Genomic DNA, 13,649 nt, shown 5'->3' with positions numbered 1-13,649 from the left:
CCGACCACCGGCCGGCCCTACCAGAGCCGCACGCGCAGCAACACCTGCATCACGATCAGCCCGATCAGGAAACCGATGCCGCCCCACATGATCGCCTGCAGCAGCCGGTTGGTGCGGCGCTGCTCGGTCAGCAAGGTGTCGAGTTCGCGCCGCAGCTCGTGCGGGCGGTGCTGCAGGAAGTCGTGCACCAGGCGGGGCAAGGCGGGCAGCAGCTTGGCGTAATGCGGCGCCTCGGCCTTGAGCTGCTCCAGCAGCTTTTTCGGGCCGACCTGCTCAATCATCCACTTTTCAAGGAAGGGCTTGGCGGTGTTCCACAGATCCAGCTCCGGGTCCAGGTCGCGGCCCAGACCTTCGATGTTGAGCAGGGTCTTCTGCAGCAGCACCAGCTGCGGCTGGATCTCCACATGGAAGCGCCGCGAGGTCTGGAACAGTCGCATCAGCACCATGCCCAGCGAAATCTCCTTCAACGGGCGGTCGAAATACGGTTCGCAGACCGCGCGGATCGCTGATTCGAGCTCGTCCACCCGGGTTTCTGGGGGCACCCAGCCACTTTCGATGTGCAGCTCGGCCACCCGTTTGTAGTCGCGCCGGAAGAAGGCCGTGAAGTTCTGCGCCAGGTATTCCTTGTCGAACTCGGTCAGCGTGCCGACGATGCCAAAGTCGAGCGAGATGTAGCGCCCGAAGGTGGCCGGATCGACACTGACCTGGATATTGCCCGGGTGCATGTCGGCATGGAAAAAGCCGTCGCGAAACACCTGGGTGAAAAAGATCGTGACGCCGTCGCGCGCCAGCTTCGGGATGTCCACACCCCGGCGGCGCAGCTCGTCCACCTTGTTGATCGGCAGGCCGTGCATGCGCTCCATCACCATCACGTCGGTGTGGCAGTAGTCCCAGAGCATTTCGGGGATCAGCACCAGGTCCAGCCCCTGCATGTTGCGGCGCAACTGGGCCGCGTTGGAGGCTTCGCGCAACAGGTCCAGCTCGTCGTGCAGGTACTTGTCGAACTCGGCCACCACTTCGCGGGGCTTCAGGCGTTTGCCGTCGGCCGACAGCTTCTCGACCCAGCCCGCCATCATGCGCATCAGGCTGAGGTCTTTTTCGATCACCGCCAGCATGTTCGGGCGCAGCACCTTCACCGCCACCTCGCGGCCACCGTGACGGCCGTCCCGCAGCGTGGCGAAGTGCACCTGGGCGATGGACGCGCTGGCCACCGGCGCCTGCTCGAAGTGTGTGAACACCGCGTCCAGCGGCTTGCCGAACGCGCGCTCGATGGCCGCGACCGCCACCGCGCTGGGAAAAGGCGGCACGCGGTCCTGCAGGCGGGCCAGTTCGTCGGCAATGTCGGGCGGCAGCAGATCGCGCCGCGTGGAGAGCACCTGACCGAACTTGACGAAGATGGGGCCCAGGCGCTCCAGCGCCTCTCGCAGACGCTGACCGGGCGGCGCGTTCAGATTGCGGCCGATGGAGACCAGGCGCGTCAGCAGACGCAGGCCAGGGTGCCGGAAGCTGGACAACACGAGCTCATCGAGCCCGTAGCGCAAGACCACCCAGACGATGAAGGCGCCGCGAAACAGGCGCGTCATGCCTGGTTTCCGCCACCACCCGGGGGGTTGCCGCCGCCGGCCGATGGCGCCGCCGTGGACGGCACCGCTGGCGTTTGCGCCGAGGACGATCGGGGCGGGAAGCCCACAGGCCAACGCGCCACAAAGGCCTTGACCGCCTGCGACGCGGCGCGTGCGAAGCGGCTGATCGTGTGCGCGGTGGCATCACCCACCACCCGCGAGAGGTCTTCTTCCACGTCCCAGCGCACGTTGTCCACCAGCCAGGCCACTTCAGCGGCGAGCTGCACGTCGCCCTGGATGTCCACGCCCGGCTTGTCGCCCGCTATCACACTCTGCGCCAGCGCAAATGGCGAGGTCTGGGTCAGGGTCACCGTGAGCTCGGCCTGCGCATCGGCCGCCGGGCGTTCCAGCAGGCCGGCGGGCGTGGCCGCGATCGTGAGGTGGAAGTCGCCCCATTGCATGCGCACCGGTTTGCCCTTCTGGCGCTTGAGGCGCTCCTGGGCCTGCGGCTCCTGCATCAACACATGGTTGAGGAACAGCACCAGCCGGTTCTGCAGCTCATCGACCACCCAGTCGGGAGGACGGATGCTGCCCAGCAGGGATTGCAGAAAGCCCATGGGAGATCGGCTGCCCGAGGCGGGGCCGGACGAAAAAACGGGGGGTGCATTTTTCATGACCCCCCGATTTTGACGGATAACGCGGGCCTCTCCCGCCACGGCCCCGTTATTGAAGGGCCTGCACCCCGGCCACCAGCCAGCCGCCCGGACCGCTCTTGGGCCGGGTGATGTTCCAGACTTCCCGGAACGGATTGGGGCCGGCGGAGACGTCTTCGCGGATCAGGCCGGAGAACTCCACACTGGCCATGTATTCGTCGTCCAGTTCCTCGATGCCCAGCAACTGGGCATCGAGCATGACCACTTCGGTCTTGTTCACGACGCTGCCACCGGCGCGCTCGCGCTCGGCGAGCTGGCCCTTGATCTGCTCCAGCATGCCGTCGGTCATCATGGCGCGCAGGCTGGGGATGTCCGAACGGTCCCAGGCGTCCTGCAGGCTGATGAAGTTGGCCTTGGAAGCCTTGAGGAAACCCTCGGCGTCAAACCCGGCCGGCACACCCCAGGACTGCGAGCCGGCAAGGGCCGATCCGATCATGGAGCCACCGTTGGAAGCCGGCGAGCCGACATCGGCCGGAGCGGAATGGCGCTCCCAGGGCCGGGCCGAAGCGTCATTGCCCACGTTTTTCGGGCTGTAACCACGTGGGGTGGTGGCCTGCCCCGATCCCCCCCCAGCCACCTGGTAGGCCATGCCCGAGGCGGAAGCCGCCGGCGCATGGCGGCGCATGAACAGGCGGACCACGGCAATCCCCAGCCCCACCACCAGGACCAGCAACAGCACCTGGGCGAAGCCTTCGCCCAGGCCCAGGGAGGATGCCAGCCAGGCCAGGCCGAGACCCGCCGCCAGCCCCCCCAGCATGGCCCCCCAGGGGCGCTTGGGCGTCGTGGCCGCGGCCGGACTGGTGGCCGGACGGGTGGTGGCGTTCTGAGCCGGTGCCTGCTGCGGGGTGCTCGTGGGTGCGGTGCTGCGCTGCGTCACATTGCCCGACTGTTTGCCAAACGACAAACCGCCGCCCATGCGTTTGGCCGAGGCGTCCTGCGCCCCGATCACCATGGCGCACACCAGAAGAATCGCCCACAACCTGCTCATTGTCCTGTCCCTTTATTGACGTCTAAAACACCGAATCAACACTTGATGCCCATGTGCAGGGCCACCACACCGGCGCTCAGGTTGTGCACGTCCACGTGCCCGAACCCCGCCGTCTTCATCATCTGTCGCAACTCTTCCTGCCCCGGGTGCATGCGGATGGACTCGGCGAGGTAGCGGTAGCTCTCCTCGTCGTTGGCCACCAGCTTGCCCAGTTTGGGCAGGACGTTGAACGAATACCAGTCATAGGCCTTTTCCAGTGGCTTGGCCACCCGGGAAAACTCCAGCACCAGCAACTTGCCGCCCGGCTTCAGGGTGCGATGCATCTCGGCCAGCGCAAGTTCCTTGTGCGTCATGTTGCGCAGACCAAACGCCACCGACACGAAATCAAAGGAATTGCTGGCAAACGGCAGTTGCTCGGCATCGCACACCAGCGTGGGCAACACCACCCCCAGGTCGAGCAGGCGGTTGCGCCCCTCGCTCAACATCGCCTCGTTGATGTCGGTGTGCACCACGCGCCCCGTGGGGCCTACCTTTTTGGCGAACGCCAGCGACAGGTCGCCCGTGCCGCCAGCGATGTCGAGCACCTGATCGCCCGGCTGGGGGTTGGCCACGGTGAGCGTGTAGCGTTTCCAGACGCGGTGCAGGCCGGCCGACATGAGATCGTTCATCACGTCGTATTTGGGGGCCACCGAGTCGAACACGCTGCGCACGCGCTGCGCTTTTTCAGCTTCGTCGACCGACTTGAATCCGAAATGTGTGGTTGCCATGGTGTCCTCTTGTCCGCTCAGTGGCTGCCGCAGGCGTGCCCGGCCTTCTCGGGCATCGGGGCATCGCGGTCCACGCCGGCCGCCTGCAGGCGGGCGTTGTAGTCGGCCCAGAGCTCGTCCTGCTTCACCCCCAGGAAATACAGGTAATCCCAGGAAAAGATGCCGCTGTCGTGACCATCGGAAAAGGTGGGTTGCACCGCGTAGTTGCCCACCGGCTCCAGCGCCACGATGCCCACCTCGCGTTTGCCGGTCTGCAGCACCTCCTGGCCCGGGCCGTGGCCCTGCACCTCGGCCGACGGGGAATACACCCGCATCAGCTCGAAGGGAATGCGGAACTGGCTGCCGTCGGAAAAGCCGATCTCGAGCACGCGGGACTGGCTGTGCACCGTGATGTCCTGCGGGGTCGGGGTGTTCTTGTCGAGTCCTGCCATGGCTGTCTCCGGTTGGTTGGCGATGTTCAGACCAGCACGCGCTCAATGCCGCCCTGGTTGGCCTGGGCCACATAGTCGGGCAGCCAGTCCTTGCCCAGAATCTGGTTGGCCATCTCGACCACGATGTAGTCAGCCTCCAGCAGGCCGTTGTTCAGGTCGTCGGTGTAGCGGCTGAGACCCTGCAGGCAGCTCGGGCAGGAGGTCAGCATCTTGATGTTGTCCTTGGCACCCACGGTGCCGGCGGCGCGCAGCGTGGCTTCGCCCTTCTTGATCTCTTCTTCCTTGCGGAAGCGGATCTGGGTCGAGATGTCGGGCCGCGTCACGCCCAGCGTGCCGCTCTCGCCGCAGCAGCGTTTGCTTTCAACCACGTTGTCGCCCATCAGGCCCTTGACGGTCTTCATCGGGTCCTGCAGCTTCATGGGCGTGTGGCAGGGGTCGTGGTACAGGTAACCGCCCCCACCCTGTCCATTCGCGGCCGGCAGCGTGATGCCCTTCTCGAGCAGGTATTCGTGGATGTCGATGATGCGGCAGCCAGGGAAGATCTTCTCGAACTCGTAACCCTGCAACTGGTCGTAGCAGGTGCCGCAGCTCACCACCACGGTCTTGATGTCCAGGTAGTTCAGCGTGTTGGCCACGCGGTGGAACAGCACCCGGTTGTCGGTGATGATTTTTTCGGCCTTGTCGAACTGGCCCGAGCCGCGCTGCGGGTAACCACAGCACAAATAGCCCGGTGGCAGCACGGTCTGCACGCCCGCGTGCCAGAGCATGGCCTGCGTGGCCAGCCCCACCTGGCTGAACAGGCGCTCGGAGCCGCAGCCCGGGAAATAGAACACCGCTTCGGTCTCGGCCGTGGTGCCCACCGGGTTGCGAATGATTGGCACGTAGTCCTTGTCCTCGATGTCCAGCAAGGCGCGCGCGGTCTTCTTCGGCAGGCCGCCCGGCATCTTCTTGTTGATGAAGTGGATCACCTGCTCTTTGACCGGCGCCGGGCCGAGCGTGGCCGGCGGCGCGCTGGTCTGCTTGCGCGCGGCGAGCTTCAACACGTTGTTGGCCAGGCGCTGGGCCTTGAAGCCCACGCCCACCATGGCCGAGCGCATGAACTTGATGGTCTCGGGGTTGGTCGCGTTCAGGAAGAACATGGCCGCGGCGTTGCCCGGGCGGAAGCTCTTCTGCCCCATCTTGCGCAACAGGTTGCGCATGTTCATGGTCACGTCGCCGAAGTCGATCTTCACCGGGCACGGCGAGAGGCATTTGTGGCAGACCGTGCAGTGGTCGGCCACGTCTTCAAACTCTTCCCAGTGTTTGATGCTGATGCCGCGGCGCGTCTGCTCTTCGTACAGGAAGGCCTCGACCAGCAGCGAGGTGGCCAGTATCTTGTTGCGCGGCGAATAGAGCAGGTTGGCGCGCGGCACGTGCGTGGCGCAAACCGGTTTGCACTTGCCGCAGCGCAGGCAGTCCTTGACCGAATCGGCGATGGCGCCAATGTCGCTCTGCTGCATGATCAGCGACTCGTGGCCCATCAGGCCGAAGCTGGGGGTGTAGGCGTTGGAAAGGTCGGCGCTGCGCAGGCTGGTGTCGGCGGCGAGGCCCTTCACGCCCGACAGGTCGCGAATCAGCTTGCCCTTGTTGAAGCGGCCTTCCGGGTCCACCTTGGCCTTGTACTCGGCGAAGGGGCGCAGCTCGTCGTCGGTCAAAAACTCCAGCTTGGTGATGCCGATGCCGTGTTCGCCCGAGATCACGCCGTCCAGGCTGCGCGCCAGCACCATGATGCGGCCCACCGCTTCGTGCGCGGTCTGCAGCATCTCGTAGTCATCGCTGTTGACAGGGATGTTGGTGTGCACGTTGCCATCACCCGCGTGCATGTGCAGCGCCACCCAGACCCGGCCCTTGAGCACGCGCTGGTGGATCGCCGTGCATTCGGCCAGGATCGGGCCGAACGCCGCACCGGTGAAGATGCCCTGCAAGGGCGCGCGGATCTGCGTCTTCCAGCTCGCGCGCAACGAATGGTCCTGCAGTCGCGGGAACAGCGTGTCCACGTCGCGCAGCCAGCCGGCCCAGAGCGAGCGCACTTCGCGCACCAGCGCCAGCGCCTGCTGCACGCGATCCTCCAGCAGCTCGGCGCTGGGGATGTCGTTGGCGTCGTCGGTCTTGCCCAGCGGCAATTGGCCGCGGGTGAAGAAGGCCTCCAGCGCTTCGCACAGCTTGAGCTTGTTGCGCAGCGAGAGCTCGATGTTGATGCGCTCGATGCCCTCGGTGTACTCACCCATGCGCGGCAGCGGAATCACCACGTCTTCGTTCACCTTGAAGGCGTTGGTGTGTTTGCTGATGGCCGCGGTGCGCTTGCGGTCGAGCCAGAACTTCTTGCGCGCTTCGGCGCTGATGGCCACAAAGCCTTCACCGCTGCGGCCGTTGGCCAGGCGGATCACCTCGCTGGTGGCGCGGGCCACAGCGTCGGCGTCGTCGCCCACGATGTCGCCCACCAGCACCATCTTGGGCAAGGTGCCACGCTTGCTCTTGGTGGCGTAGCCCACGGCCTTCAGGTAGCGGTCGTCCAGGTGTTCCAGACCCGCCAAAATGGCGCCGCCGGGGCGCTTCATCTCGGCGAACATGAAGTCCTTGATGTCCACGATGGACGGCACGCAGTCCTTGGGGTTGCCGAAGAACTCCAGGCACACGGTGCGCACGTGCTCGGGCATGCGGTGCACCAGCCAGCGCGCGCTGGTGATCAGGCCATCGCAGCCTTCTTTCTGGATGCCCGGCAGGCCGGCGAGGAACTTGTCGGTCACGTCCTTGCCCAGGCCTTCCTTGCGGAAGGTCGAGCCGGGGATCACCAGCTGTTCGGTGCGCACCGGCGTCTTGCCGTTGGCCTCGAAGTATTTGAGTTCGAAGGTGGCCACTTCGGCGTCGTGGATCTTGCCGCGGTTGTGGTCCAGGCGCGTGACTTCGAGCCACTGCGCCTGCGGCGTCACCATGCGCCAGCTCACCAGGTTGTCCAGCGCCGTGCCCCAGAGCACGGCCTTTTTGCCGCCGGCGTTCATGGCGATGTTGCCGCCCACGCACGAGGCTTCGGCCGAGGTCGGATCCACCGCGAACACATGGCCGGCGCGCTCGGCCGCATCGGCCACACGCTGGGTCACCACGCCCGCTTCGGTCCAGATCGTGGGCAGCGGTTCGGCGTGGCCAGGCACCGCCACGAACTCCACCTCGGTCATGGCTTCGAGCTTTTCGGTGTTGATCACCGCGCTCTTCCAGGTCAGCGGGATCGCGCCACCGGTGTAGCCGGTACCGCCACCACGCGGCACGATGGTCAGGCCGAGTTCGAAGCAGCCGCGCACCAGTTCGGCCATCTCGGCCTCGGTGTCGGGGGTCAGCACCACAAACGGGTATTCCACGCGCCAGTCGGTCGCATCGGTCACATGCGAGACACGCGAAAGACCGTCGAACTTGATGTTGTCCTTGGCCGTCAGCCGGCGCAACGCCTTGGTGGCGCGCTGACGCAAGGCGGCCATGTCCTCGAACGAACGGGCGAAGCTGTCGACCGCGGCCCGGGCGGCGGTGAGCAGTTCGGCCACCAGGGTGTCGCGCGCGGCATCGTCCTGTGGTGTGCGCCGCTTCTGCACCTCGCCCAGGCGGTGGTGCAAGGCATCCACCAGCGCGGCGCGGCGCTTGGGGTTGTCCAGCAGATCGTCCTGCAGATAGGGGTTGCGCTGCACCACCCAGATGTCGCCCAGCACCTCGTACAGCATGCGCGCGGAACGCCCGGTGCGGCGCTCGGTGCGCAACTCGTCCAGCAGTCCCCAGGCCCGCTCGCCCAACAACCGCAGCACGATTTCCCGGTCCGAAAAGGAGGTGTAGTTGTACGGAATCTCGCGCAGGCGTGGCGCGTCGTCGGCGGCGGTAACGAGGAGCGAAAGCGGCGTGGGAGCGTTCATTGTGTGGCAGTCGCCAGCATGACAGTACAGAACCTTAGATGGTACCGCAGCGCAACAAACACCCACCCTCCTCGTGGAAACCCCTGTTGTCATGCTCTGGAAACGCATGTGCAATGGTTTTGTCACACGGGACCGATACCCTGCGGCCTTCTGTACGTCCCAAAAGGAGCACTTGATGCACAAGCGATTCATTCCTCTCTCCGGCCTGCTGGCCCTCGCCACCCTTATGAGCGGTCCGGCCCACGCACAGACCGAAATCCAGTGGTGGCATTCCATGACCGGCGGCCTCAACGACTGGGTGATTGACCTCGCCAATGGCTTCAACGCCAGCCAGAAGGAATACAAGGTCGTGCCCACCTACAAGGGCACCTACGACGAAACCATGCCGGCCGCCGTGGCGGCCTTCCGCGCGGGCAATGCGCCGCACATCCTGCAGGTGTTTGAAGTGGGCACCGCCACGATGATGGCCGCCAAGGGCGCTGTGGTGCCTGTGGGCAAGGTGCTCACCGACGCGGGCTACAAGTTTGACCCCAAGGCCTATATCCCGGCCGTGGTGGGCTACTACACGGCTCCCAACGGCCAGATGCTGAGCTTCCCGTTCAACAGCTCGACCACCGTCTTCAACTACAACAAGGACCTTTTCAAGAAGGCTGGGCTGGACCCCAACCAGCCGCCCAAGACCTGGCCGGAGGTGGTACTCGCCGCCGCCAAGCTCAAGGCTTCGGGCGTGAGCTGCCCCTTCACAACCAGCTGGCAGGGCTGGACCCAGCTGGAGAGCTTCTCCACCTGGCACAACACCGAGTTCGCCTCCAAGGGCAACGGCTTTGGCGGCACCAGCGCCCGCCTGACCGTGAACAGCCCGCTGCATGTGCGCCACGTCGAGAACCTCTCCAACATGGCCAAGCAGGGCCTGTTCGTCTACCGTGGCCGCGGCAACAAGGCCGACGCGTCTTTCTACTCCGGCGAATGTGCGATGGCCACGGCCTCGTCGTCGACCTACGCGAGCATCAAGAAGAACGCCAAGTTCGACTTCGGCATCGCGCCCCTGCCCTACTACCCGGACGTGGCCGGTGCACCGCAAAACACCGTAATTGGCGGCGCGTCGCTGTGGGTGATGGGCGGCAAGAAGCCTGCGGAATACAAGGGCGTGGCGACCTTCTTCAACTACCTGACGAATGCCGAGATCCAGGCCAAGAGCCACCAGCGCACGGGTTACCTGCCCATCACCCTGGCGTCGTTCGCGCTGTCCGAGCAGTCGGGTTTCTACAAGCAGAATCCCGGGACCGACGTCGCCGTCAACCAGATGATCCGCAAGACCACGGACAAGTCGCGCGGCATCCGCCTGGGCAACTTCATCCAGGTGCGCGCCATCGAGGATGAAGAACTGGAGCAGGTCTGGGCTGGCAAGAAGTCGGCCAAGGAAGCCCTGGACGCCATCGTCAGCCGCGGCAACGAACAACTGGAACGCTTCGAGAAAGCCAACTGAGTTCGATCCGGGAGGTCTCGGCCGCTCTTGTCTTCGTCTTCTCGCCTCCCTCGCCCAGTTACCTGGGCGGGGGATTTTTGATGAAAAACCGTGGCTTCTGAAAAACGCGTCGTCTTCCGCTCGACCTGGCTGCCCTGGGTCCTGTTGGCTCCCCAGGTGGCGGTGATCGCCGTCTTCTTTTTCTGGCCGGCCGCCCAGGCGCTGCTGCAATCGTTTCAGCAATCCGACGCGTTCGGTCTGTCCACCGAGTGGGTGGGTCTGCAGAATTTCGCCAACCTGCTGGACGACCCCACCTACCTGGCTTCGTTCAAGATCACCGCCGTCTTCTCGGTGCTGGTCGCCAGTCTGGGCATCGGTATCTCGCTGCTGCTCGCGGTGTTCGCCGACCGGGTGGTCAAGGCCACGCTGATCTACCGCACGCTGCTGATCTGGCCCTACGCCGTGGCACCCGCCGTGGCCGGTGTGCTGTGGTTGTTCATGTTCGCGCCGTCCATCGGCATCGTCTCCCACGCGTTGCGCGGCCTGGGCTTCGAGTGGAATCACCTGCTCGACAGCGACCACGCCATGGCTTTGATCGTGATCGCCGCGGTCTGGAAACAGATTTCCTACAACTTTCTCTTCTTCCTGGCCGGTCTGCAAAGCATTCCCAAGTCGCTGATTGAAGCAGCGGCCATCGATGGCGCGCGGCCGTGGCGCCGCTTCTGGACCATCCAGTTCCCATTGCTGTCGCCCACCACCTTCTTCCTGTTCGTGATCAACGTGGTCTACGCCTTCTTCGACACCTTCGCCATCGTGGACGCGGCCACCGAGGGCGGGCCAGGGCGGGACACCGCCATCCTGGTCTACAAGGTCTACTACGACGGCTTCAAGGCCCTCGACCTCGGTGGCTCGGCCGCCCAGTCCGTGGTGCTGATGGTGATCGTCATCGTCTTGACGATCATCCAGTTCCGTTTCGTCGAGAAGAAAGTGCAGTACTGATGATGTGGTGTCACACGTCCCGACCCCGGCGCATGCGCTGTCAGCCGAACAGAGGCCACTGAATGGTCGAACGCAATCCCCTGCTGCGCGTGCTCTCGCACACGGTCCTGATCCTGGGCGTGTTCTTGGTGGCCTTCCCCCTGTACGTGACCTTTGTCGCCTCCACGCAGACCGCCTCCGAAATCCTGCAGGCACCGATGTCGATGTGGCCAGGAAGCCATCTGATCGAGAACTACACAGCGGCGCTGAAAGGCACCGGCATGGGCGCGGCGTCGAACGCGCCCGTGGGCCGGATGATGATGGTCAGCCTGATCACCGCGCTGGTCATCGCCATCGGCAAGATCGCCATCTCGCTGCTGTCGGCCTTTGCCATCGTGTATTTCCGCTTCCCGTTCCGCATGCTGTTCTTCTGGGCGATCTTCGTTACCCTGATGCTGCCGGTGGAGGTGCGCATCGGGCCGACCTACGCGGTGGTGGCCAGCCTCGGCATGCTCAACACCTACGCCGGCCTCACCGTGCCGCTGATCGCCTCGGCCACCGCCACCTTCCTGTTCCGCCAGTTCTTCCTGACCGTGCCCGACGAGCTGGTGGAGGCCGCGCGCATGGACGGCGCGGGCCCGATGCGCTTCTTCAAGGACGTGCTGCTGCCGCTGTCCACCACCTCGATCGCCGCGTTGTTCGTGATCCAGTTCATCTACGGCTGGAACCAGTACCTCTGGCCGCTGTTGGTGACGACCGAAGAGAGCATGTACCCGGTGGTGATCGGCATCAAACGCATGATCAGCGGCGGCGACGCGGCCACCGACTGGAACATCGTCATGGCCACCGCCGTGCTGGCCATGATCCCGCCCGCGCTGGTCGTCATGCTCATGCAGCGCTGGTTCGTCAAGGGCCTGGTGGACACCGAGAAATAAGCCCCGCTTCAACGAACAACAACAGAGATTCCCATGGCATCCATTTCCCTGCGCGACGTGGTCAAACGCTACCGCACCGGCAAGACCGAGTTGCAAGTGATTCACGGCGTGAACGCCGAGATCGCGGACCGCGAGTTCATCGTCATCGTCGGCCCTTCGGGCTGCGGCAAATCCACGCTGCTGCGCATGGTGGCCGGTCTGGAAGAGATCAGCGGCGGCGACATCCGCATTGGCGAGCGCGTGGTCAACACGCTGGAGCCGGCCGAGCGCGACATCGCCATGGTGTTCCAGAACTACGCGCTCTACCCGCACATGACGGTGTTCGACAACATGGCCTATGGCCTGAAGATCAAGAAGGTGCCGATCGCCGAGATCAAGCAGCGCGTGGACAAGGCCGCCGGCATCCTGGAGCTGGGCCATCTGCTGACGCGCAAGCCGCGCGAGCTCTCGGGTGGGCAGCGCCAGCGCGTAGCCATGGGCCGTGCCATCGTGCGCCAGCCTCAGGTGTTCCTGTTCGACGAACCGCTGTCCAACCTGGACGCCAAGCTGCGCGCCCAGACCCGGCTGGAGATCCAGAAACTGCACCGGGAACTCGGCATCACCTCGCTGTTCGTCACACACGACCAGGTGGAGGCCATGACGCTGGCGCAGCGCATGATCGTGATGAACGCCGGCAAGATGGAACAGTTCGGGACCCCCGAAGAGGTCTACACACGCCCGGCCACCACCTTCGTGGCCAGTTTCATCGGGTCCCCGCCCATGAACCTGCTTCAGCACGCGCCGGGCGGGCGACCCGGCAGCCTGCTGGGCATCCGCCCCGAACACATCGACATCGGCGACAGCGGTTGGGCGCTCCAGGTGGAAACGGTGGAACTGCTGGGGGCCGAACGCCTGGTGCACGCGCGCCTGGGCGACGAAATGCTCATCATCCGCGCCCACGAAGACCAGGGTGCGCCGGCCATCGGCAGCACCATCCACGCCCGGCCGCGCGAAGACCGCATGCACTGGTTCGACGCACAGACCGGCCAGCGACAATCCGGGGCATGACGACACCCCACACACCGCCCCCCGACGCGAGCCGCCCCACGGCCCGGTCGCCCTGGCCCTACCCGCGCTGGATCGCCCACCGTGGCGCGGGCAAACACGCCCCCGAAAACACGCTCGCCGCCTTTCGCCTCGGTGCCTCCCACGGCTACCGCATGTTCGAATGCGATGCCAAGCTCAGCGCCGACGGCGTGGTGTTCCTGCTGCACGACGACACGCTGGACCGCACCACCAACGGCCACGGCATCGGTGGCGAGTTGCCCTGGGCCGCCCTCAGCCAGCTCGACGCCGGCAGCTGGCATTCGCGCCAGTTCGCGGGCGAGCCACTGGCAACGCTCGAAGCGGTGGCGCACTTTTGCCAAGCCAACCACGCCTTGCTGAACATCGAGATCAAGCCCACCACCGGCCTGGAGTTCGACACCGGCCGCGCCGTGGCCCAGGCTGCGGCGCGGCTCTGGGGCCGGCCTGTGGGCGATGGCGCCACCGCTGCGCCCGCGCCTGGCGCGGTGCCACCGCTGCTCACCTCGTTCCAGCCCGAATCGCTCAAGGCGGCCCTGGAGGCCGCACCCGAGTTGCCACGGGGTCTGTTGCTGGAAACGCTGTGGAGCGGGTGGCTGGAGGCCGCGCTCGCACTGCGCTGCGAAGCCATCGTCTGCGACCAGGATCTGTGGGATGCCACCAGCGTGGCCCAGGCGCGCCGCGAGGGCCTGCGCACCCTGGCCTACACGGTCAACGACAAAGCTTCGGTTCAGCGACTGCTGGCGCTGGGGATCGACGGCATCATCACCGACCGGGTCGATCTGTTTTCACCCGCGGCCTGAGCCCCCGGACCGC

11 protein-coding genes are annotated in these 13,649 nt (G+C 65.4%); 5 read left to right on the top strand and 6 right to left on the bottom strand.

Annotated elements, in window-relative coordinates; translation table 11 throughout:
• Positions 1–17 precede the first annotated feature (17 nt).
• The 6 genes from ubiB to KIH07_RS10185 form a co-directional block, all read right to left on the bottom strand.
• Positions 18–1,583, bottom strand: coding sequence for a ubiquinone biosynthesis regulatory protein kinase UbiB (gene ubiB / locus KIH07_RS10210; protein ID WP_226491863.1), 1,566 nt, complete (start codon positions 1,581–1,583; stop codon positions 18–20).
• On the bottom strand, positions 1,580–2,179 hold the full coding sequence (locus KIH07_RS10205) for an SCP2 domain-containing protein (protein ID WP_226491862.1): 600 nt from the start codon (positions 2,177–2,179) through the stop codon (positions 1,580–1,582). Before KIH07_RS10205 ends, ubiB begins: the two co-directional genes overlap by 4 nt.
• Before the next feature lie 106 nt (positions 2,180–2,285).
• Positions 2,286–3,263, bottom strand: coding sequence for a Tim44 domain-containing protein (locus KIH07_RS10200; protein WP_226491861.1), 978 nt, complete (start codon positions 3,261–3,263; stop codon positions 2,286–2,288).
• Between the two features lie 35 nt (positions 3,264–3,298).
• Positions 3,299–4,030, bottom strand: coding sequence for a bifunctional demethylmenaquinone methyltransferase/2-methoxy-6-polyprenyl-1,4-benzoquinol methylase UbiE (ubiE, locus tag KIH07_RS10195; RefSeq protein WP_226491860.1), 732 nt, complete (start codon positions 4,028–4,030; stop codon positions 3,299–3,301).
• Positions 4,031–4,047: 17 nt separating this feature from the next.
• Positions 4,048–4,461, bottom strand: coding sequence for a gamma-butyrobetaine hydroxylase-like domain-containing protein (locus KIH07_RS10190; protein ID WP_226491859.1), 414 nt, complete (start codon positions 4,459–4,461; stop codon positions 4,048–4,050).
• 26 nt (positions 4,462–4,487) lie between these two features.
• The gene (locus tag KIH07_RS10185) at positions 4,488–8,393 is read right to left on the bottom strand and encodes a DUF3683 domain-containing protein (RefSeq protein WP_226491858.1); all 3,906 of its coding nucleotides are present in this window, start codon (positions 8,391–8,393) and stop codon (positions 4,488–4,490) included.
• Between the two features lie 175 nt (positions 8,394–8,568).
• Between KIH07_RS10185 and ugpB the strand changes: the two genes are divergently transcribed.
• From ugpB to ugpQ, 5 genes are all read left to right on the top strand, one after another.
• Complete coding sequence (gene ugpB / locus KIH07_RS10180) at positions 8,569–9,879, top strand: sn-glycerol-3-phosphate ABC transporter substrate-binding protein UgpB (protein WP_226491857.1); 1,311 nt, start codon at positions 8,569–8,571, stop codon at positions 9,877–9,879.
• A 90-nt stretch (positions 9,880–9,969) separates the two neighbouring features.
• Positions 9,970–10,857, top strand: a complete 888-nt coding sequence (ugpA, locus tag KIH07_RS10175) for a sn-glycerol-3-phosphate ABC transporter permease UgpA (RefSeq protein WP_226491856.1) — start codon at positions 9,970–9,972, stop codon at positions 10,855–10,857.
• A gap of 62 nt (positions 10,858–10,919) precedes the next feature.
• Entirely contained in the window at positions 10,920–11,771 is an 852-nt protein-coding gene (gene ugpE / locus KIH07_RS10170; protein WP_226491855.1) for a sn-glycerol-3-phosphate ABC transporter permease UgpE, read from the top strand.
• 33 nt (positions 11,772–11,804) lie between these two features.
• The gene (ugpC, locus tag KIH07_RS10165) at positions 11,805–12,818 is read left to right on the top strand and encodes a sn-glycerol-3-phosphate ABC transporter ATP-binding protein UgpC (protein ID WP_226491854.1); all 1,014 of its coding nucleotides are present in this window, start codon (positions 11,805–11,807) and stop codon (positions 12,816–12,818) included.
• A complete protein-coding gene (gene ugpQ, locus KIH07_RS10160) occupies positions 12,815–13,636 on the top strand; it encodes a glycerophosphodiester phosphodiesterase (protein ID WP_226491853.1) in 822 nt (273 codons plus the stop codon). The genes ugpC and ugpQ overlap by 4 nt, the downstream gene beginning before the upstream one ends.
• The last annotated feature ends 13 nt before the right edge of the window (positions 13,637–13,649 follow it).

Source organism: Hydrogenophaga taeniospiralis (assembly GCF_020510445.1).
In the GTDB taxonomy this organism is placed as follows: Bacteria; Pseudomonadota; Gammaproteobacteria; order Burkholderiales; family Burkholderiaceae_C; genus Hydrogenophaga.
The sequence above is the reverse complement of the archived record's forward strand: the minus strand, read 5'-3'. Positions and strand labels throughout refer to the sequence as shown.